Raw genomic sequence first — 23,446 nt, 5'->3', positions numbered from 1 at the left:
TTCTCGACCGTGGCGCCGTGGATGGCGCACAGCAGAGCACCGCCGAGGATGCCGGCCACTCCCATCATGTGGAAGGGGTTGAGCGTCCAGTTGTGGAAGCCCTGCAGGAAGAGCAGGAAGCGGAAAATTGCTGCCACCCCGAAAGAGGGAGCAAAGAACCAGCTGCTCTGGCCGAGGGGGTACATCAGGAAAACACTGACGAACACCGCGATCGGGCCAGAAAAGGCGATGGCGTTGTAAGGGCGAATGCCCACCAGACGGGCAATCTCGAACTGACGCAGCATGAAGCCGATCAGAGCGAAGGCGCCGTGCAGGGCCACAAAAGGCCAGAGGCCACCGAGCTGGCACCAGCGCACGAAGTCGCCTTGGGCTTCCGGACCCCAGAGAAGGAGAAGGGAGTGACCCATGGCATCAGCAGGGGTGCTGACAGCAGCGGTGAGGAAGTTGCAGCCCTCTAAATAGGAGCTGGCAATACCGTGGGTGTACCAGGAAGTGACAAAGGTGGTGCCGGTCAGCCAGCCACCCAGGGCCAAATAGGCCGTGGGGAACAGCAGCAGACCAGACCAACCCACAAATACGAAGCGGTCGCGCTTGAGCCAGTCATCGAGGATGTCGAACCATCCCCGCTGTGGCGCGCGGCCTAAGGCGATCGTCATGAGAGCGGCTTCATGAAGCGTTACATCGGAATAATACGGGTCATAACCGTCAAGTGCGCAGACCCCTCGCAACGCTGAGCAGATTTACCTAGGAGCCATCAGTTGCGTTTTGCGCAAGTTGCGTCTTGCACCATGGGGGGCGGGATTCGCCACAGTGGGGTCTGCCCAACCCCCATCTATGTACGTAGTAGAGCTCTCCCTCAAGCTCAGCCCCATGCCTGTTGCCGTGCAGCGCAAGGAGCTGAACGATGCCCAGACCCTCTACCACCAGGTGCGTCAGGTGCTCGAAGGCGACGGCCCCCGAATGCTGGAACTCACCTGCGAGAAGGAGGAGGACAAGCGCATCACCCTGCTTTGCAGTGAAGTAGTGGCGGTGCAGCTATATGAAAAATCAGCCACGGGCAGCGGCGGCAAGCGCCCCGGTTTCAGCTTCGACAGCTGAGACCCCCGGCACCTTCCTGAAGCCACCCGCTCATGATTCCTCCTCTCACCGTTGAGCGGCTGAGCTTCGCCTGGCCCAACGGCCGCCCCGCGCTGCGCCATTGCACCCTGCAGATCCCCAAGCCAGGGCTATGGATGCTGGTGGGCACAAATGGCAGTGGCAAGAGCACGTTGCTGCGGTTGATCGCCGGCCTGCTGGAGCCCCGCAGCGGCCGTATCCACGCTGCGGGCAAGGCCGCACTGGTTTTTCAAAACCCAGACCATCAGCTGCTGCTACCCAGCTGCGCCAGCGACCTGCAACTCGGCCTGCCAGCAAATCTGGGTAGAGATGAGCGGCGCTTGAGAGTGGCGCAAGCCCTTGCCCAAGTGGAATTAAGTGGCTTTGAAGAGCGGCCGATCCACACCCTCAGCGGCGGCCAGAAGCAGCGCTTGGCCATAGCCGGCGCCCTAGCCAGTGCTGCAGATCTGGTGCTGCTCGATGAACCAACCGCCCTCCTAGATCCCGACAGCCAAAGCGGTGTTTTAAAGCTGCTCTGGCAGCTCACCCACCGGCCCGCAGCCCCCCTCACTGCCCTTTGGATCACCCACCGGCTTGAGGAGCTGCAGCACTGCGATGGCGCCGCCTTGATGGAGCACGGCTCCGTGGGGAGCTGGCAGAACGGACAGCAGCTAGCCCAGCGATTGGCCCCCTTGCAGGGCGGCAGGGCCGAAGGGTAAGGTCTTCAAACCGGTTTGCCGGCACCTTCCTCGGTAGCTCAGCGGTAGAGCGATCGACTGTTAATCGATTGGTCGCAGGTTCGAATCCCGCCCGGGGAGCTTGATCACTCAGCCGCAGCCTCCGGGTTGCGGTTTTTTCATGCTTAAACCGCTACAAAAAACTAGGAAGAAATCCTGAAGATCCCAGCCAGGCATCGTGGCTCTTGGGCAGATCCTTACTGGCCTTGGCGATTCAACTGGCTGCAAGGAGCCGCAGCAAGAAGCAAAAAATCGTTTCAGCCAGCCCCTAATCGGCACCAGAAGCTCGCCGATCCCAGCAAAAACGGAGAAAATGCCTTCAAATTCGCTGCAGTGGCAGCGATTGCTCCACCACTTGATTCCATGAAGCCCTGCATCCTGCTGATCGAAGACGACAGCGACATGCGCGAGCTTGTGGCAGGTCATCTGGAGCATGGCGGCTTCGACGTGCAACGTGCCGATGACGGCATCAAGGGCCAGGCTCTGGCCCTTCAATACGGCCCCGATCTGATCTTGTTGGATCTGATGTTGCCCAAGGTGGATGGCCTCACCCTCTGCCAGCGGCTGCGCCGTGATGAGCGCACCGCCAAGATCCCGATCTTGATGCTCACGGCTCTTGGCAGCATCAAAGACAAGGTGAGCGGCTTTAATTCCGGCGCCGACGACTACCTCCCCAAGCCCTTCGATCTCGAGGAGCTAATGGTGCGGGTCAAAGCTCTGCTGCGCCGCAGCGACCATGCCCCCCTTTCCGCCAAGCACAACGAAATTCTCAGCTACGGCTGTCTCACCCTGGTGCCGGAGCGCTTTGAGGCCATCTGGTTTGACGCGCCGGTACGCCTCACCCACCTGGAATTTGAACTGCTGCACTGCCTACTGCAGCGCCACGGCCAAACCGTGGCACCCTCGCTGATCCTCAAGGAGGTGTGGGGCTACGAACCTGACGACGACATCGAGACCATCAGGGTGCACGTGCGCCACCTGCGCACCAAGCTCGAACCCGATCCCCGCAAGCCGCGCTTCATCAAAACCGTTTACGGCGCCGGATACTGCCTTGAATTATCCAGCGATGAGCAGCTAGCCGATCTGGTGCCCATGATTCGGGAAGCTCGCCAGGTCCAAGCCAGCTGATCAGATGCCGGCCAACTCCAGCAACGCCACCTCCCAAGCCAGACGCGGCTGGACGTAGGCGCGCAGCTGGCTGCGCAGACGTTCAAGGCGCTGGAGCTGGGCCACCGGGGCTTGGCGTCGCCATAAGGCCAGCTGCCACCAGCCAAGCAGCCATTGCTGTTGCTCGGCATCGAGCGCCTCGGCAAGATCCCTGGCCAGGGAAAGGGCCTGCAGGGGCTCCGCTGATACGCCCAAATCCAGCAATCTGGCGGTGAGCCCCTCCGGCAGGGCGGCCCAGGCCTGGCGGCAACGCAGCAGCCCCCCCGGTGATCCGGCAGCCAGCTCCAGCAATTCGGGTGGATCTGCCGTAGGGGCGGGCTCACCGCAGCGCTCCAACACCACAGCCAGCTGCTCGGCGCTGAGCCTGGTGAAGGGGATCTGCTGGCAGCGAGAGCGAATCGTGGTGAGCAGCTGCTCTGGTGTCGCTGCGATCAAGATCAGCAAGCCCTCACCGGGCTCCTCCAGGGTTTTGAGCAAGGCATTGGCTGCCCCCTCGGCCATCGCCTCGGCGTGCTCCAGCACCACCACACAGCCCCTGGCTTCCACGGCCCGACGGGATAAAAAGCGCGAAACGTCGCGAATCTGCTCAAGCCGCAACTGGGGTGCAGCCCGCCGCGCCAAGCCCAACTCCTCCGCCTTGGAAGCCGGCACCAACTGGCCTTTGTCCTGATAAGTGGGCTCGACCCAGAGCAGATCTGGGTGGTTTCCCTCCTGCAGACGCCGGCGGATACCGGCATCGCCCGCAAGCCCCGCCAGCACGCCCTCCAGAAACCGCAACGCCGCCAGCCGCCGCCCCACCCCATCTGGGCCGGCAAACAGATAGGCCGGCGCCAGTCGCTGCTTAACCAGTGAGGCCTCCAGCAGGGCAACGGCCCTGTCCTGTCCAAGCAGGTCATCAAACAGGGGCGTCATGGGGGCGAACCTGCAACAAGCTCTTCCACCAAACCGCGGCACGCTGCCGCCACCTGCTCCGGTGCCCCAGTCGCATCAACCCGCCGCCAGCCCCGCCCTGCGGCCAAGACCGCAAAACCATCGATAACCCGCTGCAGAAAGACCTCTCCGCTGGCCTCAATGCGGTCGGCAGTGCGCTCACCGCGGCGGCGCAGGGATTCGGCCAGGGGCAACTCCAGCCACAGGGTGAGATCGGGAGCCAGGCCTCCTGTAGCCAGCTGCTCCAGCTGGGCGATGCGGGCCAGGTCGAGGCCGCGGCCATAACCCTGGTAAGCAGCCGTAGAGCCGCTAAAGCGATCACTCAGCACCCAATGGCCGGCCGCCAGTGCCGGACGAATGCACTGCTCCACGTGCTGGGCCCGATCGGCGGCATAGAGCAGCAGCTCGGCCATCGGCTGCGGTGCCGCCTCACCCGGGGGGTGCAGCAGCAGCTGGCGCAGGGCTGCCCCCAGGGCAGTGCCACCGGGCTCCCGGGTCACTACCAGCTCGGCCCCGGCAGCCAGCAAGCCACTGGTGGGCAACCAGCGGCTCAGGGCCTCGAGCTGGGTGCTCTTGCCACAACCATCAATGCCCTCGAGCACCACAAACCGGCCCCGGGTAGCCACTGCCGGCTCTGCCACCTGGAAATCAGCGGGAATGGTTACTTCCATCCTGCAGCAACAGGGCATTTGCCACCACCGTGATCGAACTAAGGGCCATCAGCAGGGCAGCCAGCGGCGGGGTGAGCAACATCCCAAAGCCAGGCAGCAGCACGCCGGCCGCCAAAGGCAGCACGATCAAGTTGTAACCGAAGGCCCAGACAAGGTTTTGCCGCACCTTGGCCATGGTGCGGCGGGCCAGCAACAGGGCCCGCACAATGCCGTCAAGCTGCTCGCCCATCACCACCAGATCGGCGCTGTCCTGGGCGATCTGGGTGCCAGTGCCGACTGCGATGCCAAGGTCTGCCGCCGCCAACGCCGGGGCGTCGTTAATGCCGTCGCCCACCATCGCCAAGGCGCCGCGGGCCGGATGCTGCAGGATTCGCTCCAGCTTCTGCTCGGGCCGCAGTTCCCAGGCCAGCTCGGCCTCGGCAAGACCCAGCCTGCTGCCTAGCTGCTGCACCGGCTCACGCCGATCGCCACTGAGCAGGCCGAGCTCCAGGTCCAAACCCCGCAGAGCTGCCAGCACCGCCGCCGCGTCCGGGCGGGGCTGGTCCTCTACCGCCACCAACCCAAGCAGACCCTGCTGATCGTCGGCCACGGCCAGCACACTGGCCCCATGACACTCGAGTAGGGCCTGGCGGGCGAGCAATTCGGCTGAGGGCGCCGCTGCCACCCAAGCCAGCCGCCCGACCCGCAGCCGGCGGCCCTCAACCAAGCCCGCCACGCCTTCACCGGCAGTGGTGTGGGAGTCACTCAAATCCAATAACGCCAGATCGCGGCGTTGGGCCTCCTGCAGCAGGGCATGGCCAAGGGGATGGCGTGTGCCTGCTTCAAGGCTGGCAGCCAATTGCACCAGCCGATCGGCATCCAAATCACCGAGGGGCTCTACCGCCGCCACTAGGGGACGCCCCAAGGTGAGGGTGCCGGTTTTATCGAACAGCACAGCCTGGAGCCGGGCAGCGGTTTCAATCGCATCGCCGCCACGAAACAGCAGGCCCTCTCGGGCCGCCCGACCAGTGCCCACCGTGATGGCAGTGGGGGTGGCTAGGCCCAAGGCGCAAGGGCAAGCCACCACCAGTACCGCAATTGCCAGTTGCAGGGCCAGGGCAAAGGGAGTTTCGGCGCTGGTACCCAGCACCCCATGGCCGGCGTGGCCCCCGGCATGACCCACCGCATGGGTCGAGTGGAGCACTTGCGGCCAGAGCTGGGTGCCCAGCAGCCACCAAAACAGCAAGGTGGCCAGCGCTAACGCCAGTACGACAATGGTGAAGCGCCCGGCAATCCGGTCGACAAGGGCCTGAATCGGTGCCTTACGCGCCTGGGCCCGCTCCACCAGGTGGATGATCCGGGCGATGGCGCTGTCGGCCCCACGGCGACTCACCTCCAGCACAAGGGGGGCCTCCAGGTTGAGGCTGCCGGCGGCGAGCTCACTGCCAGCAGCGGCCTGCAGGGGCAGCGGTTCGCCGGTAAGACCTGAAACATCCACCGCCGAGCAGCCCTCCAGCACCACGCCATCAACTGGCACCCGGTCTCCGGGCAGCAACTGAACCCGGTCCCCGGGGCGAAGGCCGCCAACCCGCACCGGGCGCGGCGGCCCATCGCCGAGCAGCAGCAGAGCAGTGTCTGGTTGGAGTTCGGCGAGCTGCTCCAGGGCCCGGCCGGTGCGGAAGCGGGCCCGTTCCTCCAGGAAGCGGCCCAGAAGCACGAAACCGAGCAGCATCACCGGCTCATTGAAAAAGCATGGCCAGCCGGTTTGGGGCCAAAGGAAGGCCACCAGGCTGGCCCCATAGGCACTGAGCACCCCCAGCCCCACCAGGGTGTCCATGCTGGGCAAGCCAGCTAGGGCTCCCTGAATTCCCCGCACCAGAATCGGTCGGCCAGGCCCAGCCAAGGCCGAAGTGGCCACCAAGGCGTGAATCCAAAGGGCACCTAGCCCCGCCACCGGCAGATGGCCGAGCACGGAAACCAGGAGCAGCACTAGGGCCACCAGCAGCTGGCGCCACTGCTGCCACCAGCTGCGCGCCTGCAAGCGCTCCCGGCGACTCGACACCTCAGCCTCCGTGGAGCGCAGCCGCGCCTGGAAACCCAGAGCGGCCAATGCCTGGAGCAGCGCCCCCGGATCCACTTGCGCAGAGGCGAGGTCGACCCAGGCAGTGCGGGTTAGCAGGTTGACGCTGGCCTGGCGCACACCGGGTTGATCCAGCAGGCGCTGCTCAACGGCCCGCACGCAGCCACCGCATTTCATCCCCTCGATCTCCAGCAAGAGGGGCTCCAGCAGAGGCGGCTCCTGGAGCGAATGCAAGGCCAGGTAAGAAATTGGATCAACTCAGGCTAGGGACATCCGCCAGGATGGGCCCACGAAGTCCGCCGCTAATCCGTGCCCCGCAGTCAACGCAACGACAACTTCATCGATAAAAGCTTCACGGTGATGGCCGACCTGATCCTCAAGGTGCTGCCCACCAACCGACGCGCCAAGGAGGCCTTTGCCTATTACCGCGACGGCATGAGCGCCCAGGCCGATGGCGAATACGCAGAAGCCCTTGAAAACTATGAAGAGGCGCTCACCCTCGAAGACGACCCCAACGACCGGGCCTTCATTCTTTACAACATGGCGCTGGTGTTTGCCTCCAACGGTGACCACGCCAAGGCCCTCGACTTCTACGGCCAGGCCCTGGATCTCAACAGCAAAATGCCCCAGGCCCTCAACAACATCGCGGTGATCCACCATCACCTGGGTTCGATCGCAGAGGAGCGCGGCGATGCCGATGAGGCTGATCGCTGTTTCGATCAGGCCGCCGACTTCTGGGGCAAGGCGATCCGCCTGGCACCAAACAACTACATCGAAGCCCAGAACTGGCTCAAAACCAGCGGTCGGGGCAGCGTCGACGTGTATTTCTGAACCGGATCACATATCGGCAGGGTTGAGCCAGCGCAATTTTTTAAAGCGGGCAAAGCCACGGTCAAAGGAAACCCAGGTGGCATTTAGCTCCTGAGCCGCCGCTGCCAAGTAAACATCAGTCATATCTGCCGAGCTTGGCTGATATTCCAACACCATCTGACGAAACAGGCCCCAATGGCGGGGCCCGGGGTCGAGAACGGACACTGCAATCGAGGCGGTGAGACTGTCGATGAAGGCCACAGCGGCAGCTGAATCAATGGGCTCGCTGAACACGCGGCGATCGGTGGCAACCCTAAAAAAACCACTGACCACAACAGAAAACAGGCCAAGCCCCTCTGGAGATGCTCGGTGGGCAAGCAGCCAGGAGCGGGCCAGCTGGTGTCTTGGTGAAGCGGCCACGCAGGCCTGCACCAGCACGTTGACATCGACGCAGTACATCAAATCAGCGCAACCGATTCAAAGTCAGCTCTTCATCGAGCAGCTCCTGCAGTTTTGAGAGGTCGTCGAGGTCAACTCCCGAGCGCAGAAAGCCACCGCCCTGGACAGGCATAGGGGGCAGCTCTACCTGCATCAACAGACGGGCTCGATCGAGATAAAACTGCAAGGCCGCCTCAAACACCAAGCCAACCGTGCTGCCTTCACGAGCGGCCTGCACCTTCGCCTGCTCGTAAAGCGAGTCGTTGATAGTGAGCGTGGTGCGCATCAAATCAACTTAGTGCCGACAAATCATCATAGTGCAGATAGCTTGCATCAAGATGATCCGTGCCAGCGAGCAGGTCGCAGGCGGCGGGGTTTAGCCCCGATCATCCGCCGGATTCACCCCCAGGGCGGCTACCAGGGCCTCGGCCACGCCACCGGCCTCCAGCAGCTGCAGACCCATACCGGCAGCGGCCTTGGCTAGGCCCGTACCCCTCGGCACCACCGCCCGGGTGAAACCCAGCCGCGCCGCCTCCTGCAGCCGCAGCTCCAGCTGCCCCACGAGCCGCAACTGGCCACCCAGACCCAGCTCCCCCACCAGCACCGTGCCGGGCGGCAAGGTGAGGTCGCGGTAGCTGGCCACCACCGCCGCGGCCACGCCGAGATCCGCCGCCGGCTCCTCCACCTCCAAACCGCCGGCCACCGCCAGGTAGCAGTCGAACCGCGACAGGGGCAGGCCCAGGTGTTTTTCGAGCACGGCCAAAATCTGGTGCAAGCGATTAACGGCGATACCGGTGGCGCTGCGGCGCGGGCTGGCGTAACTGGTGGTGCTCACCAGGGCCTGCATTTCCACTACCAGGGGCCTGGTGCCCTCGCAGGCCACGATCGTGGCGGTGCCGGCGCTGGGTTCATCGCTGCCAAGGAATAGCTCGCTGGGGTTGGTCACCTCGGCCAGGCCCCGATCGCGCATCTCGAACACCCCCAGCTCATGGGTGGCGCCGAAGCGGTTTTTCACCGCCCGCAGTAGCCGGTGGCTGGCAAAGCGGTCGCCCTCAAAGGTGAGCACCGCATCCACAAGATGCTCGAGCACCTTCGGGCCCGCCAGGGCGCCCTCCTTGGTGACGTGGCCCACCAGCAGCAGGGCCGTGTCCTGGCGCTTGGCAATGCGGGCCAGGGCGGCAGCACATTCCCGCACCTGGGACACCGAACCAGGGGCGCTGCCGAGTTCGGCGTCATGAAGGGCCTGGATCGAATCAATGATCGCCACCGCTGGCCGCAACGCCTCCAGCTCCTGCAGCACCAGCTCCAGGTCGGTTTCGGCGAGCAGCTGAAAATCAGCCCCAGCTTCGCTTTCACCAACTTCGGCTTCGCCAGGTGTGGCCTCGGCCAGGCGGCGCCAGCGCAACTTCACCTGCTGGGCCGACTCCTCCGCGCTCACGTAGAGCACCGACGCCCGCGCCGCCATGGCGCGGGCGCTCTGCAGCAGCAGGGTGCTTTTGCCAATTCCCGGGTCGCCGCCCACCAGCACCAGGGAGCCAGGCACCAAACCGCCGCCCAACACCCGATCGAACTCGCCATAGCCGCTGCTGAGCCGCTGCAAGGCCCGCTCACCCACCGCTTGGATCGGCTCGGAGCGCCGCGGCTGGCCGGCGACAACGCCTTCAGCGGCAGCAACCTCGGCCACCGGCCGCCGGCGTCGACTGTCGGCGGCCGGGGCAGCCTTTTGCTCCACCAAGGTGTTCCAGCTGCCGCAGCTGGCGCACTTGCCAAAAAACTGGCGGGCCTGGGCACCACAGCTGGTGCAGACAAAAAAGGTGCTGGGCTTGGCCACGAACTAGGGGCTAACGAGGAAGAGCTGTATGAAGAAAGGTGGCATTGAATGAAATTTCGCCCCCTCTCGCCTTTTCAGTGGGGGCTATCTGATGTAGCAGCCCGGCTGCAGTGATGACGGCCTCCGCCCCCACCGCCACCCTCGGGAACAATCACGGCAAGGAGATCATCCTGGTCGTTGACGATGAAGCCAGCATCCGGCGGATCCTGGATACCCGGCTATCGATGATCGGCTATCAGGTGGTCACGGCCAGCGACGGCATCGAAGCCCTTGAATTGTTCAAGACCACCCAGCCGGATCTGGTGGTGCTCGACGTGATGATGCCGCGCCTGGATGGCTACGGCGTCTGCCAGGAGCTGCGCAAGGAATCGGATGTGCCGATCGTGATGCTGACCGCCCTGGGCGATGTGGCAGACCGCATCACCGGCCTGGAGCTCGGAGCTGACGACTATGTGGTGAAACCCTTCAGCCCCAAGGAACTTGAGGCCCGCATCCGCTGCGTGTTGCGGCGGTCGGGAAAGGAGTCCATCGCCGGTTCTCCTAATTCCGGCGTGATCACGGTGGGCGACCTGCGCATCGACACCAACAAGCGTCAGGTGTATCGAGGTGATGAGCGCATCCGCCTCACCGGCATGGAGTTCAGCCTGCTGGAGCTGCTGGTGAGCCGCAGCGGCGAACCGTTCAGCCGGGGCGAAATTCTCAAGGATGTGTGGGGCTACACCCCGGAGCGTCACGTAGATACCCGAGTGGTTGATGTCCACATTTCACGGCTGCGCTCCAAACTGGAGGATGATCCTGCCAATCCCGAGCTGATCCTCACGGCTCGCGGCACCGGCTACCTGTTCCAACGCATCGTTGACGCCGTTGCTTCCGAAGGGACCTGACAAGCGCGCCAAACCCAGCCGGGCCATCCGCAGGCTGGTGATCTGGTATCGCCGTAACGCGGCGGTGACCAGCCTGGTGGATAGCGCCACTTCTGCAGCCAGCTCCGCCGCCAACACGGCTGGAAACGTTGCCGGCACCGCTACAAGCGTGGCCGGCAACATGGCCAACACGGTGCTGCAACCGCTGGTGTTCGACCCCCTGCGCCGCCTGCAACGGGGCCTGGGCGGTCCGGGCGAAGACACCCCGATCAACGACGCCGACCGCCTCTGGGTAGCGGTAGATGGCATGGGCGGCGACCACGCCCCTGGGCCGATCCTGGAGGGTTGCCTGCGGGCCGTGGAACTGCTGCCCCTGCGGGTGCGTTTCGTGGCCGAAGCGACCCTGCTTCAGGCCGCCGTGGCCGCCATGGGCCTCCAGGATCAAGTCAACGAAGCCGTGGCCCGGGGGTTGATCGAGCTAGTGGCCAGCGGCCCCTCGGTGGGCATGAATGAAGAGGCCACGGTGGTGCGCAAAAAGCGCGACGCCAGCATCAACATGGCCATGGACCTAGTTAAACAAGGCCAGGCGACCGCCGTTTACTCCGCTGGCAACTCCGGCGCCGTGATGGCCTCAGCGATCTTTCGTCTCGGCCGTCTTAAAAATATCGACCGTCCCGCCATCGGCGCCCTATTTCCAACTAAAGACACCGAACAGCAGGTGCTGGTGCTGGATGTGGGCGCCAACATGGATTGCAAGCCCGCCTATTTGCACCAGTGGGCCCTATTGGGCCACATCTACAGCCGCGATGTGCTGCAGGTGGCCCGGCCCCGCATCGGCCTAGTGAACATTGGCGAAGAGGAGTGCAAGGGCAATGAGCTCTGCCTACGCACCTACCCGCTGCTAGCCGAGGAGAAGCGCTTTGCATTCGCAGGCAACTGCGAAGGTCGAGACATTCTCTCCGGCAACTTCGACGTGGTGGTCTGCGATGGCTTCACTGGCAACGTGCTGTTGAAGTTCCTGGAATCCGTTGGCAGCGTGCTGCTGGATGTGATCAAGGAGGAACTACCCCGGGGCCGCCGCGGCAAGGTGGGTTCGGCCTTTTTGATCAACAACCTGCGCCGCATCAAAAAGCGCCTCGACCATGCCGAACACGGCGGCGCCTTGCTGCTAGGCGTAGATGGGGTGTGCGTGATCGGCCACGGCAGCAGCAAGGCCCTCTCGGTACTCAGCGCCCTGCGCCTAGCCCACTCCGCTGCCAGCCATGGCGTAATGGCCAACCTCCACGCCCTCAGCGAAACGGGCAGCCCTAAATAAGCCAGTCGCTTGTGATTGACTGAGCCCACTGTGAGCCGTTCCCGGTGTCGCTCGGCGGAGTCAACACACCAGCGCCAAAATCATCCTGTCTGCTGGGCATGGCCCTGGTGGGTTGCGGTAGCGCCGTGCCGGCAGCCAGCATCACCAATCAGCAACTCAGCGAGCGGGTTGACACCAACGACGAGTGGATCCGCACCCGCACTGGCATCGGCTCCCGCCGGATCGCCGGCCCCAGCGAATCCCTCACCTGCCTGGCCAGCCGCGCCGCCCAGACCGCCCTCGACCACGCCGGTTGGAGCCCAGAGGATGTCGACCTGATCCTGCTGGCCACCTCAAGTCCCGACGATTTATTCGGTACGGCGCCGCGGGTGCAGGGGGCCTTGGGGGCCAGGCGGGCGGTGGCCTTCGATCTCACCGCCGCCTGCAGCGGCTTTCTGTTTGCCCTGATCACCGCCAGCCAATACCTAGGCAGCGGCGCCATGAAGCGGGCCCTGGTGATCGGCGCCGACCAGCTCAGTCGCTGGGTCGATTGGGACGACCGCAGCACCTGCGTGCTGTTCGGCGATGGTGCCGGCGCCGTGGCGGTGGAGGCCTGCGAAGCAGGCGAAAGCGGCCTGCTGGGTTTCCGCATGCGCTCCGACGGCAGCCGCAACAGCTGTCTAACCCTTGCCCAGCTGGACAGACACGCACCCCTGCTCGGGGAGCTCACGGCCCAGCAGGGCGGCTTTGCGCCGATCCAGATGAACGGCCAGGAGGTTTACAAATTTGCGGTGCGAGAGGTGCCGGCAATTCTCAGTGAGTTGCTGGAGGCCACCGGCACCGCCCCCGGGCAGCTCGACTGGCTGCTGCTGCATCAGGCCAACCAGCGCATCCTCGACGCCGTCGCCGACCGCTTCGCTATAGCCCATAGCCAGGTGCTGAGCAACCTGGCACTCTACGGGAACACCTCAGCCGCCACGATTCCATTGATGCTGGATGAAGCGGTCAAGGATGGCCGAGTGCAGCCGGGCCATCTGCTGGCCAGCAGCGGCTTTGGCGCCGGCCTTAGCTGGGGAGCAGCACTCCTGCGCTGGCAGGGCCCCACTTGCTGAGACCTAATCTCCAGCCGACTTAGTCAGAGGGTGTCGGCATGGGCATTGCCTGGGTGTTTCCTGGCCAGGGCTCGCAAAAAGTGGGCATGGCAGAGCCGGTTTTGGAGCTGCCTGGAGCCCGGGAGCGTTTCGAGCAAGCCTCAGCCCTGCTGGGCCGAGACCTGCTGGCGATCTGCTCCGGCACAGCGACCGACGCCGACTTAGGCGATCTCAACGACACCCGCAACACCCAACCGGCCCTGTTTGTAATCGAAAGCCTGCTGGCAGAAGCCCTGCAGGCCCAAGGCCGCGCGCCCCAACTGGTAGCTGGCCACAGCCTGGGCGAACTGGTCGCCCTGCATGTAGCGGGGGTGTTCGACTTCGGCACCGGGCTGCAGCTGATGAAAAGCCGCAGCACCTTGATGGCGGCTGCCGGCGGCGGCGCCATGACGGCGGTGATGGGTTTCGACCGGGGTGAACTGGATGACCTGGTGGCAGCCACTGAAGGGGTGGTAGTTGCCAACGACAACAGCGACGCCCAGGTGGTGCTCTCCGGCAGCCCCGAGGCGGTGGCAGCCGTCAGCAGCAACTTGACGTGCAAGCGGGCCATTCCCCTGGCCGTCAGCGGCGCCTTCCACTCCCCCTTCATGGCGGCAGCCGCCGCCGCCTTTGCCACCGAGCTGGAATCGGTCGCCTTCACCGATGCGGCGATTCCCGTGCTCAGCAACACCGATCCCAGCCCCGAAACCAGCGCAGCGGCGCTCAAGGCCCGCCTGGTCAATCAGATGACCACTGGCGTGCGCTGGCGCGAAACGATGGCGCAGTTCAGGAATCTGGGCATAGAAACCGCCGTGGAGATTGGTCCTGGAGCCGTGCTTAGCGGCCTAATCAAACGCAGCTGCCCAGGCATCCACACCGCCCAGATCAGCAGCGCCGCCGACCTGGCGCTATGAGCCAATCCAGCCAGCTGCCGGCCCTGATCCGCACACCGCGGCCCAGCCTCACCTACCGGCTGATCAGCCACCTGCTGGTTTTTCCGATTTACCGGTTGTTGTTTCGCGGTCGCACCGCCGGCAACGGCAACGTGCCGAAGCAGGGGGCTTTGGTGGTGGTGGCCAACCACGGCTCCCACCTTGATCCACCCCTACTTGGCCACGCCCTAGGCCGGCCAGTGGCCTTCATGGCCAAGGCAGAGCTGTTCAGGGTGCCGATACTCGGCGCCATCATCCGGGCCTGCGGCGCCTACCCGGTGTCCCGTGGCGCCAGCGACCGCGAGGCCATCCGCACCGCCACCAACCGCCTGCTCGAGGGTTGGGCCACCGGCGTATTCATCGACGGCACCCGCCAGGCCAATGGCCGGGTGAATGATCCCCAGGCTGGCGCCGCCCTGCTGGCAGCCCGCGCCGGCGTGCCCCTGCTGCCTGTGGCGATTATCAACAGCCACCGGGCCCTGGGCCCGGGGCAAGCCGGCGCACGGCTACTGCCCATTCACATCCGCATTGGCACGCCAATTCCAGCGCCCGCCTCACGGCGGCGCGCCGACCTCGACGTCGCCACGGCCGCCTGCCAGGCCCAGATCAATGCCCTGCTTGACCAGGGGCTGATCAACGGCCACCAGCTGGGCCCGCCCAGCCCCTGAGGTCACGGCCACTCAGCACCCACACGGCCGCCCGCAGTCCGTCGCCCCACACCTTGCGCCTGCCCTCCGGCTGGCAGCGATCACCACAGGAAACCGGCACCGGCGTGAGGTGGATGCCGCGGCTGCCAGCCACGATCCTGCCCACCAGCAGGGCCCGGTCCATGTGGTCGCTGCTGGTGACTAGCAGGGCATGGCGGATGCGGGCCTGGCGCAGATCGTCCACCAGGGAAGTGAAATTGGAGAGGGTGTCCCGGGCGCGGTAGTCGAGCTGCACCTGGTGGGGCGGCAACCCCTGGCGTTGCTCAAACAACCAATGGGCATATTCGGGATTGCTGCCGCCACTCACCACCACCGGCAGCCCCTGGCGGGCCGCCAAAGCCGCCGCCTCCCGCTCCCGCGCCACATCGCCGCCCAGCACCAGGATCATCTGGGGGGTTGGGGGCGCCGGCCACCACCAGCCGCGCGAAAGCCAAAGAAAACCACCGGCCAGCAGCAGCGCCAGCAGCCCCCAGGGGCTCGCACGACCCCTGCGGGGACGCAGCTTGCGGGAGCGCCCCTGGACGCCGCTAAGGGGAGGAAGGCGCGCCGGATCGGGTTGGGACATCAGAGCCCGGCCACCGGCGAGGTGGGGTAGGAGGGCAGCACGGGCTGCCAGGGAGCTGCCACGCCCAGGTGAGCCGCCTGAACACTCAGCTGCAGCAATTGCTCAACGTCGTCGGGCAGCAAGGCCTCTGCGGAAAGCTGGGGACCCGGCGGCAAGGGCGTACCTGGAGCGAACAGCCGGGGCTCCTCAAGCTCCACGATGCCTTGATCTGGGCCCGCAGGGGCATAGAGCCCAGCCACCACGCCGCGGCGCGGCAGCTCCTGCACCAGCCAGGTTGGCTCGCCAATCCCCAGCCGCCGGGCCACCAGCAAAAAGCTGCCCACCCCATCGAGGGGCAACTGCAACTGCTGGGCCAGGGTGCGGGCCAGCACCACCGTGAGCCGGGTGCCGGTGAACCCGCCTGGGCCAGTGGCCACCGCCAGGCGGCTGAGCTGGGGCCACTGCTCAGCGGGCAATAGCTGCTCAATGCAGCTGAACAGTTGCTTGGAGAGCTCGCGGCCGAGGGGAAAGGCGCGCACCGCAGTGCTGCCCGCCAGAGCGCTTGGCCCGTCTAGCCAGCGGACTCCTACGCCGAGCACCTCACTGGAGCTATGCAAAGCCAAAACGGCAGCCATCAGCTTGTCCTCATCGCGGCGTGGCTACACCGGGGCAGAGACGCTGCCAACGGCCGGCATCCCGCTGAAAACTGCCGCAGGCGCGCACGTCCCACTCCACTCCCACCCCACCTGCGGGGAGATCCTGCACCTGCACGTGAATGCGTGGCTCGCTCGGGCTGAGATCGGGCTCCAGGCAGAGGTGGGGTACGCCGTGCTGGCGCTCCACCGCGTGGTAGGCCTGACAGCGGTCGACCCAGTGGCAATCCACGCAGATGCACATGCTGCCCAGGCTGAGCCAGCAGCCCATTGTGACGGCTCACCGCCCCGCTGGCGAGGTGGCAGAAGAGCTCTGGCAGCGCCTGCTGGCCGAGCCCTGGCCCCTTCCCCTAGAGGCCCTACCGCCTGGCACGGCCCTAGTGGGCGGCGCCGTACGCGACGGTCTATTAGGGCGCCTGGAGCGCCAACCCGACCTAGACCTAGTCGTGCCTGGGGATGCCCTCGCCCTGGCCCGCCAGCTGGCCAGGATCCATGGGGGCAGCTGCGTGGTGCTGGATGCGGAGCGCAGCATCGCCCGGCTGGTGCTGCGGGGCTGGAACCTCGACCTGGCCCGCCAGGAAGGTTCGAACCTGGAAGCAGACCTGGGGCGCCGGGACTACACAATCAACGCCATCGCCCTACCCCTGCCCGCCGCCGGCGCCGCCGCGGCAGCCCTGGTGGACCCCACCGGCGGCCTCAGCCACCTGCGCCGCCGCCAGCTGGTGGCGGTGAGCGAAGCAAACCTGCTGGCCGACCCCCTGCGCCTGCTGCGGGGCATCCGCCTGGCCTGCTGCCTGAACTTTGAACTAGAGCCCACCAGCCGCCGCTGGATCGAATCCCATGCCAGCCAGCTGGCCCAGGTAGCCGGCGAAAGGGTGCTGGCGGAACTGGAGAAATTGGCCACCGCTCCCAGGGGAGAAACCGGCTTATCGCTGGCCCTGGAATGCGGCCTATTACGTAGTTGGGGCGCCGATGCCGCCACCCCCAGCGGTGCAACCGCCCCGCTCCTGGGCCTGGAGCAAGCCCAGGAGCGGGGCCTGCAAGCCGAAGAAATCTCCTGGGCCCTGCCGCTGGCGCGGCTAACTGCCCTGCTGCCCCCCGAAGCCCTAGCCGGCCTGCGCAGCAGCCGGCGCCTGCAACAACGCTGCCGGACCCTGCGCCACTGGCGTCAGGAGCTGGGCAGGGCGGGTGGCTGGGATGGGCTGCCGGAGGCTGGACGCCTGGCCCTATGCAGCGAATTGGAGGCCGATCTGCCCGCCCTGTTGCTGCTGCTACCCCAGTCGGCAGCAGAGCTGCTGGAGCGCTGGCGCCTGCCAAGCGACCCCCTGTTCCATCCAGGGCCGCCTGTGGATGGCCGCAGCCTGCAGCGGGAACTGGCGATTCCCCCAGGGCGCCTGCTCGGGCGCCTGCTCGCACATCTGACGCTCGAGCGAGCCTTTGGGCGCCTTGCTGCAGGGCCGGAAGCCCGAGCTGAAGCGCTTGCTGCGGCACAAAGCTGGTGGCAGCAGCACGGGCATGACGGTTAAACGGACCCTCGCCGTGATTAACTTTCTGATGCAAAGGCGCATCGAGAGGCTTCTCCTCGCCTGCAGAAAGTTTTTTCTTCCCTTCCCCATGAGCATTCGCCTCTACGTCGGCAACCTGCCGCAGACCTTTGATGCCAAAGAGCTCGAGGCTCTGTTCAGTGCCGTGGGTGAAGGGGTGCGTTTCAAGGCCGTCAACGACCGCGACACCGGCGCTTGCCGCGGCTTCGGTTTTGCCAACGTCGACGATCAAAAAACTGCCGAAACGGTGATCGAGCAGCTCAACGGCAAGGACTTCGGCGGCAACGCCCTGCGCATCGAAATTTCTGAGCGCAAGGACAGCCGCAGCCCTGCCCCCGGCGAGCGTCGCCCCGGTGGCGCGGCTCCCACCGCTGCCCGCAAGGCTGTCAACAAGGTTGTGCACGCCGACAACGTCGATAGCGAAGCCCCAGACCCCCGCTGGGCCGGCGAACTAGCCAAGCTCAAGGATCTTCTGGCCAACCAGAAGGCTGCTGTCTGAACGCAACTCTTCCTGATACGGATCCGATCTCCAGCTATTGGAGCTGGCATGGACATCGGATCCACATGCTCACAGCCGGGGCGCCAAGCAGCCCAGAGCGGATTGTGCTTATCCATGGCTTTGGGGCGTCTGTGGGCCATTGGCGCCACAACCTGCCAGCCCTTGCTCCCTATGCCCGGGTGCTCGCCCTAGACCTCCTGGGCTTTGGTGCCAGCGATAAGCCTGTTTCCCGATTAGCTCAAGAGCCGCCAAGGCAGGGCGCAGTTCAGTACTGCTTCGACCTCTGGGGCCGCCAGGTGGCCGACGCGGTGCGGCAGCTGCTTCTGGCTGAACCTGGCAGCAGCTCAGAACCCCCCCGCGTGCACCTGGTGGGCAACTCCATCGGCGCCATGGTGGCCCTCACCGCAGCCAGGCTGCTATTGGCTGAGGGGTTCCCACCCTTCCAGGTGATCTTGATCGACTGCGCCCAGCGCACCCTCGACGACAAACGGGCTGCCCAGCTGCCGGGCTGGGAGCGGGTCAGCCGCCCCCTGGTAAAGCAGCTGGTACGGCAGCGCTGGGTGATCGTGCCCCTGTTTCGCCTGCTAGCCCAGCCGGCCTTTATCCGCAGCGTGCTGGCGCGGGCCTACCCAAGTGGTGCCCACGTCGACGATGAGCTGGTAGCCCTGCTGCACCGGCCCAGCACCGATCCAGGAGCCACGGAAAGCTTTCGCGGCTTCGTCAACCTGTTTAACGACCACCTGGCCCCGGAGCTGCTTGGAGATCTAAGCGCCGCCACCCCAGCGCTGCCGGTGCGCATGATTTGGGGGGAAGCCGATCCCTGGGAGGATCCAGCCGAAGCACGCAACTGGGCCGAGCAATACTCCTGCATAAAGGATTTACGGCTGCTGCCAGGGCTGGGCCACTGCCCCCACGACGAAGCACCTGAGCTAGTGAATTCAATACTACTGGAGTGGATTGAGGGCGCTACTCAGCGCACTTGAGCGACCAGATAGGAAAAAGGAAGGTCGAATAACTTGCCAGCCCTAGGCACAAAGGCTCGCTTGTTAAAAACGTCGTAGTGATGCTCTTCAATTACATCAAGAATGCCCCTATACAACCGCAGGGATGCCCACACGGGCCAACGAGCGTCGGGAGCAAGCCAGCGCACTCCCGCCTCAGAGCGGGCAAACCACGTCCGGGCTCTCTCTAGCTGGAAGCGCATCAGTGCACGCCAGTTGTCATTCACCGTGCCAGCAAGTAGCTCGGCTTCGCTATAACAAAATCGCTCAAGATCTTCCTGGGGAAGGTAAATGCGTCCTCTAGAGCGATCCTCGCCCACATCGCGAAGAATGTTGGTGAGCTGGTTAGCGATGCCGAGGGCTACTGCTGCTTGGGAGGTGTCCGGCCGATCACTCCATGGGGCGCTTGTATAGGCAGGGTCTAGTCCCATCACCTCCTGAGTCATCAGACCGACCGTCCCAGCGACCCGATAGCAGTAGAGCTCTAGGTCTTTGAAGGTGGGATAGCGGTGCAGGCGCAGATCCATCCTTTGACCCTCGATCATATCTAAATAAGCATGCAGGGGTTGGGGGTAGCGCTCCATTGTGTCCCGCATAACTAGATCGAGACCATCACAAATCTCGCCAGCAAACAGGGCCCTAGTGCGTGCCTCCCAGGCATCCAGGCGATCTGCCAGCTCTGCCACAGGACGGGCCTGAGCTTCCGCACTATCCATCAGTTCATCTGTGCGGCGACACCAGACATAAATCGCCCAAATCGCCCGGCGCTTAGCCGGCGGCATCAGCAAGGTGCCCAGATAAAAGGTCTTTGCCCACTCGGCCGTCTCTTGCCGGCAGGCCTCATAGGCCACCTCCAGATTTGGGAGCGAGGACACCACCACAACTAGACCGCCGCACCAATCGCCTGAGCACACTGCTTACCGCTCAGCACCGCCCCCTCCATTGAGGCCAAATAGCGCTGCATGGTGTAGCAGCCGGCCAGGAAGAAGTTAGGGATCGGCGAGGCTTGATCTGGCCGCAGTTGCTGGCAGCCAGGCACGGTTTTGTAAACCGAAAGCGGTGTTTTGACCACGATCGACTTGCGCAGCGTGGCTTGGTCGTTGCCAGTGAAGTGCATCGGGAACAGGCGCTTGAGCTCCTCCAACGTGGCAGCCACAATGTCCTCGTCAGAGCGGCCAATCCAGTCTTTGGCTGGGGCGAATACCAGTTCCAGCATCGAACGCTCCGAATCCTCGTATTCCTTACATGTGTTGCTCATGTCTGCATAGACGCTCAGCAGCGGGCTGCGGCTGAACAGCAGGTGGTCGATATCGGTGAGCTTGCGATCAAACCACAGGTGAATATTGATCACCGGCACGCCATTGAGGCCGTCGAGCTTCTTGAAATAGGGAATTTGCTTCCAAGCCTCAGGCAGCAGCAGCTTGAAGGGATCCACCGGCATGGCGCTCACGTAGGCGTCGGCCGTGAGCGTGCGGGGCTCCTGGCCCTTAATGCCCCCAATCTGGAAAGCCTTAACCGTGCCATCGTCATTGAGCTCGATCTGGCGCAACGGAGAATTCAGGTGAACTTCCCCGCCACGGGCCTCGACGTAATCGACGATCGGCTGGCACAACCGCTGCGGTGGGTTGCCATCGAGGAAGGCCATCTTGGAGCCATCACCCTCTTGCAGGAAGCGATTTAGGGCGGTGAGCACCACCGTGCTGGAGATTTCATCGGGATCAATGAAGTTGAGCGCCTTGGCCATGGCGATGAATACCTCATCATTGACCCGCTCGGGAATGTTGTGCAGCCTCAGCCACTCGGTCCAGGAATACTTATCGCATTCTTCTACATACTGCTGGCCGCGCAGAATTGCCGGCACCAAGCCAATGCCGAAGGCAATTTTCTCGGGCCAGGTGAGCAGGTCGTTGTTGCTGAGGATGGCCGCCAAACCATTAAAGGGGGCGGGGATGTCGGGGAAGTCAAAGCGGCTGTAGGTGCCTGGCGTCTCCATCTGGTTGAAGATCATCGAGTGGCTTTTCCACTGCAGACGGTCTTCGATATCCAGCTCCTTAAACAGCTGGCGCATGTTGCGGTAAGCGCCGAAAAAGATGTGCAAGCCGGTCTCATACCAGTCGCCGTCTTCGTCCTGCCAGGCCGCCACCTTGCCGCCCAGCACGTCACGGGCTTCGACAACCACCGGCGTATGGCCGGCGTCACAGAGGTACTTGGCGCACGACAGCCCGGCGAGCCCTGCTCCGGCAATGACGACGCGCATACCCAGTTTCAAAATCCAGATGCAACCTTAAAGGGGGCGCCTGACCCCCGCGGCTTGGGAGGTTTCTAGAGTTAATTCATTGGGTGTCCGCAATCCCCTCCCCATGGCCGACTCACTCCCTGACGAATCCCGACCTGCAGAGACCTTGCTGAAGTCCACCACCCGCCACGTGCGGCTGTTCACCGCCCGGGTGGAGGACGGCAACCTGCTGGCTGATCCCAGCCAGCTCACCATGGATGTGGATCCCGACAACGAGTTCCTCTGGGACGCCCCGGTGCTGGCCAAGGTGCAAGACCACTTCCGCGAGCTGGTGGCCGCCCAAGCCGGCGCCGACCTCACCGAATACACCTTGCGCCAGATCGGTTCGCAGCTGGAAGGGCTAATTCGCCAGCTTCTCCAGGCCGGCGAGCTTCGCTACAACCCGGATGCCCGGGTGCTCAACTTCTCAATGGGCCTGCCCCGCAGCACTGAAAGCCTGTGAGCCGCTCCCGCTACAGCTCAGATCGTTACCCCAGTGAGCGCCCGGATGAGGGGCGCCCCCCCGGAGGGCGCTATGCAGAGGATGCCTATGAGCGGGGCGGTCGCCGCAATGAGCAGCCCAGGCGGCCGGCCGGGGGCGGCAATAAAGGCGGCCCTGGTGGTCCTGGCGGCACTGGTCCCGGCGGCACTGGCCCCTTTCAGTTCAACGTGGGCACCCTGGCGATCCTGGCTGGGGTGCTGGTGGTGGGCATCGGCATCGGCACCGCCATCTCCAGCACCACCCAGGGCGACCAGGGCAACATCGCCAGCAGCCAGCAGCTCGACATGGCGGTGCCCGATCCGGAGTTCTGCCGCCAGTGGGGCGCGAGTGCCTTCGTGATGGACATTGAGCTGTACACCACCATGAACCCCAGCTCGAGTTTTGTGACCCAGCCGGAGCTCAAGGCCGGCTGCGTTATCCGCCGGGAAAACTGGAGCGTGTTGCAGAAGGAAGGCGCCGTAACCAACGAACAGATGCGCCAGTGCAAGCAGCGCATGAACACCTTCGCCTACATCGGCTCAGTAAAAGACAAGCCGATCGTGCGCTGCGTCTACCAAACCGACACCAGCCAAAACAAATTCCTAACCAAGGGCGTAGCTGACGACACGGTGGGCGTCACCCCCGAAGCTGATCAGTTCTGAAACAGTTCAACTCTGAACCAGATCAGTTCTGCGGGAGAGCCTCCTGCTGCAACGGGCGGCGCAGGGGGCTGTCGGGGCTAGCAAATACGGGCAGCACTTCTTTGCGGAAGGCATCGGCAGCCCGGGAGCAGTAGCGGGCTGGATGGGTGATCAACTTCAGCTGGCGGCGCACCAGCAGGTCGGCCACCTGGGGGCGATGCAGGCTGCCAGCCGAGAGCTCCCGTTCAATCGACACCACCGGCAGGAAGGCGGCCCCTAGCCCCGACTGAACGGCATTTTTGATCGCCTCAAAGGAATTGAGCTCCATCTCGATCTTGAGCCGTCCCACATCCAGCCCGGAGCGGGCCAGCAGCTGGTCGACCATCTTGCGGGTGGTCGACTGGGCATCAAGGCAGACAAAACCCAGCCGGTAGAGATCGTCTTTAGTGAGCTCGGGCAAGCGGGCCAGCGGATGCTTCACCGGCAGCACCAGGGCCAACTCATCGCTGGCATAGGGCACCACCTGCAGCAGCTCACAAAGCTCCGTTGGAAGCTCGCCGCCGATGATCGCCAGATCCACCTGGCCATTGGCAACGCTCCAACCCGTGCGCCGAGTGCTGTGCACCTGCAACTGCACGGCCACTTCGGGGTACTTCTGCCGAAACAGACCGATCATTCGCGGCATCAGATAAGTGCCGGTGGTCTGGCTGGCGCCAACGATCAGCGAGCCGCCTCGCAGGTTGTGCAAATCATCCAGAGCCCGGCAGGCCTCTTGGCACTGGCTGAGGATTCGGTCGCAGTAACTGAGCAGCAGGTGGCCGGCCTCGGTGAGCTGGGCCTTGCGCCCGCCCCGATCAAACAGGCTGACGCTGAGCTGCTTCTCTAAATTCTGAATCTGCAGACTCACCGCCGGCTGAGTCACATAAAGGCTGTCTGCGGCCTTTTTGAAACTCCCCTCGGAGGCGATGGCCCGCAGTATGCGGAGCTGATCAAGGGTGAAGGGCAGGTCTGCCATTGGATTGCCTGGATCGGCCGGAGCCTGCCAGCTGGCGAGTTCAAAACTCTAAGGGCGGTGACTTTCAGGAAAGTTGTCACTCCTTGGCTGCCATTCAGGCGGCCTTGATTAAGGGTAGCGCCATGAGCG

Annotated in this window: 27 protein-coding genes and 1 tRNA gene; 15 read left to right on the top strand and 13 right to left on the bottom strand. The window is 64.4% G+C overall.

Features of this window, described 5'->3' with window-relative positions; all coding sequences use genetic code 11:
• Positions 1-656 (bottom strand): photosynthetic reaction center family protein (locus tag AC01FP_RS11345; RefSeq protein WP_474480301.1); only part of this gene is annotated, 656 nt, incomplete at its 3' end.
• A 178-nt stretch (positions 657-834) separates the two neighbouring features.
• Between AC01FP_RS11345 and AC01FP_RS11340 the strand changes: the two genes are divergently transcribed.
• From AC01FP_RS11340 to AC01FP_RS11325, 4 genes are all read left to right on the top strand, one after another.
• A complete protein-coding gene (locus AC01FP_RS11340; RefSeq protein WP_474480299.1) occupies positions 835-1,098 on the top strand; it encodes a UPF0367 protein family in 264 nt (87 codons plus the stop codon).
• 32 nt (positions 1,099-1,130) lie between these two features.
• A complete protein-coding gene (locus tag AC01FP_RS11335; protein WP_474480298.1) occupies positions 1,131-1,814 on the top strand; it encodes an ABC transporter ATP-binding protein in 684 nt (227 codons plus the stop codon).
• Between the two features lie 27 nt (positions 1,815-1,841).
• Positions 1,842-1,913, top strand: a tRNA-Asn gene (locus AC01FP_RS11330).
• A gap of 282 nt (positions 1,914-2,195) precedes the next feature.
• Entirely contained in the window at positions 2,196-2,960 is a 765-nt protein-coding gene (locus tag AC01FP_RS11325; protein WP_474480297.1) for a response regulator transcription factor, read from the top strand.
• Here AC01FP_RS11325 and AC01FP_RS11320 read toward each other — a convergent pair whose 3' ends face one another.
• The 3 genes from AC01FP_RS11320 to AC01FP_RS11310 are packed head-to-tail and all read right to left on the bottom strand — an operon-like array spanning position 2,961 to position 6,893.
• On the bottom strand, positions 2,961-3,911 hold the full coding sequence (locus AC01FP_RS11320) for a DNA polymerase III subunit delta' (protein ID WP_474480295.1): 951 nt from the start codon (positions 3,909-3,911) through the stop codon (positions 2,961-2,963). It abuts the gene before it with no gap.
• Positions 3,908-4,600 carry a dTMP kinase gene (tmk, locus tag AC01FP_RS11315; protein WP_474480294.1) on the bottom strand — a complete coding sequence of 231 codons (693 nt, stop codon included), beginning with the start codon at positions 4,598-4,600 and terminating at the stop codon, positions 3,908-3,910. Before tmk ends, AC01FP_RS11320 begins: the two co-directional genes overlap by 4 nt.
• A complete protein-coding gene (locus tag AC01FP_RS11310; protein ID WP_474480291.1) occupies positions 4,578-6,893 on the bottom strand; it encodes a heavy metal translocating P-type ATPase in 2,316 nt (771 codons plus the stop codon). The genes tmk and AC01FP_RS11310 overlap by 23 nt, the downstream gene beginning before the upstream one ends.
• A gap of 75 nt (positions 6,894-6,968) precedes the next feature.
• Here AC01FP_RS11310 and AC01FP_RS11305 point away from each other — a divergent pair, with 75 nt between their 5' ends.
• A complete protein-coding gene (locus AC01FP_RS11305) occupies positions 6,969-7,490 on the top strand; it encodes a photosystem I assembly protein Ycf3 (RefSeq protein WP_474480290.1) in 522 nt (173 codons plus the stop codon).
• 6 nt (positions 7,491-7,496) lie between these two features.
• Here AC01FP_RS11305 and AC01FP_RS11300 read toward each other — a convergent pair whose 3' ends face one another.
• From AC01FP_RS11300 to radA, 3 genes are all read right to left on the bottom strand, one after another.
• Entirely contained in the window at positions 7,497-7,928 is a 432-nt protein-coding gene (locus AC01FP_RS11300; protein ID WP_474480289.1) for a TA system VapC family ribonuclease toxin, read from the bottom strand.
• A gap of 4 nt (positions 7,929-7,932) precedes the next feature.
• Complete coding sequence (locus AC01FP_RS11295; protein ID WP_474480288.1) at positions 7,933-8,193, bottom strand: hypothetical protein; 261 nt, start codon at positions 8,191-8,193, stop codon at positions 7,933-7,935.
• Between the two features lie 90 nt (positions 8,194-8,283).
• Positions 8,284-9,738, bottom strand: coding sequence for a DNA repair protein RadA (radA, locus tag AC01FP_RS11290; RefSeq protein WP_474480286.1), 1,455 nt, complete (start codon positions 9,736-9,738; stop codon positions 8,284-8,286).
• Between the two features lie 113 nt (positions 9,739-9,851).
• On the opposite strand from radA, the gene rpaB reads away from it, so the two are divergent.
• The 5 genes from rpaB (at position 9,852) to AC01FP_RS11265 (ending at position 14,625) form a co-directional block, all read left to right on the top strand.
• Entirely contained in the window at positions 9,852-10,622 is a 771-nt protein-coding gene (rpaB, locus tag AC01FP_RS11285; RefSeq protein ID WP_474480285.1) for a response regulator transcription factor RpaB, read from the top strand.
• Positions 10,603-11,916, top strand: a complete 1,314-nt coding sequence (gene plsX, locus AC01FP_RS11280; protein WP_474480303.1) for a phosphate acyltransferase PlsX — start codon at positions 10,603-10,605, stop codon at positions 11,914-11,916. Before rpaB ends, plsX begins: the two co-directional genes overlap by 20 nt.
• A gap of 98 nt (positions 11,917-12,014) precedes the next feature.
• Positions 12,015-13,007: a beta-ketoacyl-ACP synthase III gene (locus AC01FP_RS11275; protein ID WP_474480283.1), complete on the top strand. Its 993-nt coding sequence runs from the start codon at positions 12,015-12,017 to the stop codon at positions 13,005-13,007.
• A 38-nt stretch (positions 13,008-13,045) separates the two neighbouring features.
• On the top strand, positions 13,046-13,939 hold the full coding sequence (gene fabD / locus AC01FP_RS11270) for an ACP S-malonyltransferase (protein WP_474480282.1): 894 nt from the start codon (positions 13,046-13,048) through the stop codon (positions 13,937-13,939).
• Positions 13,936-14,625: a lysophospholipid acyltransferase family protein gene (locus AC01FP_RS11265; RefSeq protein ID WP_474480280.1), complete on the top strand. Its 690-nt coding sequence runs from the start codon at positions 13,936-13,938 to the stop codon at positions 14,623-14,625. Before fabD ends, AC01FP_RS11265 begins: the two co-directional genes overlap by 4 nt.
• Here AC01FP_RS11265 and AC01FP_RS11260 read toward each other — a convergent pair.
• From AC01FP_RS11260 to AC01FP_RS11250, 3 genes are read right to left on the bottom strand one after another with little or no spacing between them, the layout of a single operon-like run.
• On the bottom strand, positions 14,591-15,229 hold the full coding sequence (locus AC01FP_RS11260; RefSeq protein ID WP_474480278.1) for a YdcF family protein: 639 nt from the start codon (positions 15,227-15,229) through the stop codon (positions 14,591-14,593). The two genes, AC01FP_RS11265 and AC01FP_RS11260, sit on opposite strands and share 35 nt — an antisense overlap.
• Entirely contained in the window at positions 15,229-15,843 is a 615-nt protein-coding gene (gene tsaB / locus AC01FP_RS11255; RefSeq protein WP_474480277.1) for a tRNA (adenosine(37)-N6)-threonylcarbamoyltransferase complex dimerization subunit type 1 TsaB, read from the bottom strand. Before tsaB ends, AC01FP_RS11260 begins: the two co-directional genes overlap by 1 nt.
• Before the next feature lie 10 nt (positions 15,844-15,853).
• A complete protein-coding gene (locus tag AC01FP_RS11250; protein ID WP_474480275.1) occupies positions 15,854-16,105 on the bottom strand; it encodes a Ycf34 family protein in 252 nt (83 codons plus the stop codon).
• Between the two features lie 28 nt (positions 16,106-16,133).
• On the opposite strand from AC01FP_RS11250, the gene AC01FP_RS11245 reads away from it, so the two are divergent.
• From AC01FP_RS11245 to AC01FP_RS11235, 3 genes are all read left to right on the top strand, one after another.
• Complete coding sequence (locus AC01FP_RS11245; protein WP_474480273.1) at positions 16,134-17,387, top strand: tRNA nucleotidyltransferase/poly(A) polymerase-related protein; 1,254 nt, start codon at positions 16,134-16,136, stop codon at positions 17,385-17,387.
• A gap of 88 nt (positions 17,388-17,475) precedes the next feature.
• Complete coding sequence (locus AC01FP_RS11240; protein ID WP_474480272.1) at positions 17,476-17,904, top strand: RNA recognition motif domain-containing protein; 429 nt, start codon at positions 17,476-17,478, stop codon at positions 17,902-17,904.
• A gap of 65 nt (positions 17,905-17,969) precedes the next feature.
• On the top strand, positions 17,970-18,887 hold the full coding sequence (locus AC01FP_RS11235) for an alpha/beta fold hydrolase (protein ID WP_474480270.1): 918 nt from the start codon (positions 17,970-17,972) through the stop codon (positions 18,885-18,887).
• Here AC01FP_RS11235 and AC01FP_RS11230 read toward each other — a convergent pair.
• Together AC01FP_RS11230 and pds are read right to left on the bottom strand one after the other, a co-directional pair.
• Complete coding sequence (locus tag AC01FP_RS11230; RefSeq protein WP_474480269.1) at positions 18,875-19,783, bottom strand: phytoene synthase; 909 nt, start codon at positions 19,781-19,783, stop codon at positions 18,875-18,877. The genes AC01FP_RS11235 and AC01FP_RS11230 overlap by 13 nt on opposite strands.
• Before the next feature lie 5 nt (positions 19,784-19,788).
• A complete protein-coding gene (gene pds / locus AC01FP_RS11225) occupies positions 19,789-21,162 on the bottom strand; it encodes a 15-cis-phytoene desaturase (RefSeq protein ID WP_474480267.1) in 1,374 nt (457 codons plus the stop codon).
• A 103-nt stretch (positions 21,163-21,265) separates the two neighbouring features.
• Between pds and AC01FP_RS11220 the strand changes: the two genes are divergently transcribed.
• A complete protein-coding gene (locus tag AC01FP_RS11220; RefSeq protein ID WP_474480266.1) occupies positions 21,266-21,643 on the top strand; it encodes an NAD(P)H-quinone oxidoreductase subunit M in 378 nt (125 codons plus the stop codon).
• Positions 21,640-22,323: a DUF3172 domain-containing protein gene (locus AC01FP_RS11215; protein ID WP_474480265.1), complete on the top strand. Its 684-nt coding sequence runs from the start codon at positions 21,640-21,642 to the stop codon at positions 22,321-22,323. Before AC01FP_RS11220 ends, AC01FP_RS11215 begins: the two co-directional genes overlap by 4 nt.
• Before the next feature lie 22 nt (positions 22,324-22,345).
• Here the strand turns inward: AC01FP_RS11215 and AC01FP_RS11210 are convergent, their stop codons facing one another.
• Entirely contained in the window at positions 22,346-23,317 is a 972-nt protein-coding gene (locus AC01FP_RS11210) for a LysR substrate-binding domain-containing protein (RefSeq protein WP_474480264.1), read from the bottom strand.
• Between the last annotated feature and the right edge of the window lie 129 nt (positions 23,318-23,446).

It is taken from the genome of Cyanobium sp. NIVA-CYA 375 (assembly GCF_056108345.1).
The sequence above is the reverse complement of the archived record's forward strand: the minus strand, read 5'-3'. Positions and strand labels throughout refer to the sequence as shown.

Excerpts from the sequence above, each read along its gene's own strand:
- AC01FP_RS11340 (WP_474480299.1), top strand. The coding sequence starts at position 835 with ATGTACGTAGTAGAGCTCTCCCTCAAGCTCAGCCCCATGCCTGTTGCC.
- AC01FP_RS11335 (WP_474480298.1), top strand. The coding sequence starts at position 1,131 with ATGATTCCTCCTCTCACCGTTGAGCGGCTGAGCTTCGCCTGGCCCAAC.
- AC01FP_RS11325 (WP_474480297.1), top strand. The coding sequence starts at position 2,196 with ATGAAGCCCTGCATCCTGCTGATCGAAGACGACAGCGACATGCGCGAG.
- AC01FP_RS11320 (WP_474480295.1), bottom strand. The coding sequence starts at position 3,911 with ATGACGCCCCTGTTTGATGACCTGCTTGGACAGGACAGGGCCGTTGCC.
- tmk (WP_474480294.1), bottom strand. The coding sequence starts at position 4,600 with ATGGAAGTAACCATTCCCGCTGATTTCCAGGTGGCAGAGCCGGCAGTG.
- AC01FP_RS11300 (WP_474480289.1), bottom strand. The coding sequence starts at position 7,928 with ATGTACTGCGTCGATGTCAACGTGCTGGTGCAGGCCTGCGTGGCCGCT.
- AC01FP_RS11295 (WP_474480288.1), bottom strand. The coding sequence starts at position 8,193 with ATGCGCACCACGCTCACTATCAACGACTCGCTTTACGAGCAGGCGAAG.
- rpaB (WP_474480285.1), top strand. The coding sequence starts at position 9,852 with ATGACGGCCTCCGCCCCCACCGCCACCCTCGGGAACAATCACGGCAAG.
- AC01FP_RS11275 (WP_474480283.1), top strand. The coding sequence starts at position 12,015 with ATGGCCCTGGTGGGTTGCGGTAGCGCCGTGCCGGCAGCCAGCATCACC.
- fabD (WP_474480282.1), top strand. The coding sequence starts at position 13,046 with ATGGGCATTGCCTGGGTGTTTCCTGGCCAGGGCTCGCAAAAAGTGGGC.
- AC01FP_RS11265 (WP_474480280.1), top strand. The coding sequence starts at position 13,936 with ATGAGCCAATCCAGCCAGCTGCCGGCCCTGATCCGCACACCGCGGCCC.
- AC01FP_RS11260 (WP_474480278.1), bottom strand. The coding sequence starts at position 15,229 with ATGTCCCAACCCGATCCGGCGCGCCTTCCTCCCCTTAGCGGCGTCCAG.
- tsaB (WP_474480277.1), bottom strand. The coding sequence starts at position 15,843 with ATGGCTGCCGTTTTGGCTTTGCATAGCTCCAGTGAGGTGCTCGGCGTA.
- AC01FP_RS11250 (WP_474480275.1), bottom strand. The coding sequence starts at position 16,105 with ATGTGCATCTGCGTGGATTGCCACTGGGTCGACCGCTGTCAGGCCTAC.
- AC01FP_RS11240 (WP_474480272.1), top strand. The coding sequence starts at position 17,476 with ATGAGCATTCGCCTCTACGTCGGCAACCTGCCGCAGACCTTTGATGCC.
- AC01FP_RS11235 (WP_474480270.1), top strand. The coding sequence starts at position 17,970 with ATGCTCACAGCCGGGGCGCCAAGCAGCCCAGAGCGGATTGTGCTTATC.
- pds (WP_474480267.1), bottom strand. The coding sequence starts at position 21,162 with ATGCGCGTCGTCATTGCCGGAGCAGGGCTCGCCGGGCTGTCGTGCGCC.
- AC01FP_RS11220 (WP_474480266.1), top strand. The coding sequence starts at position 21,266 with ATGGCCGACTCACTCCCTGACGAATCCCGACCTGCAGAGACCTTGCTG.
- AC01FP_RS11210 (WP_474480264.1), bottom strand. The coding sequence starts at position 23,317 with ATGGCAGACCTGCCCTTCACCCTTGATCAGCTCCGCATACTGCGGGCC.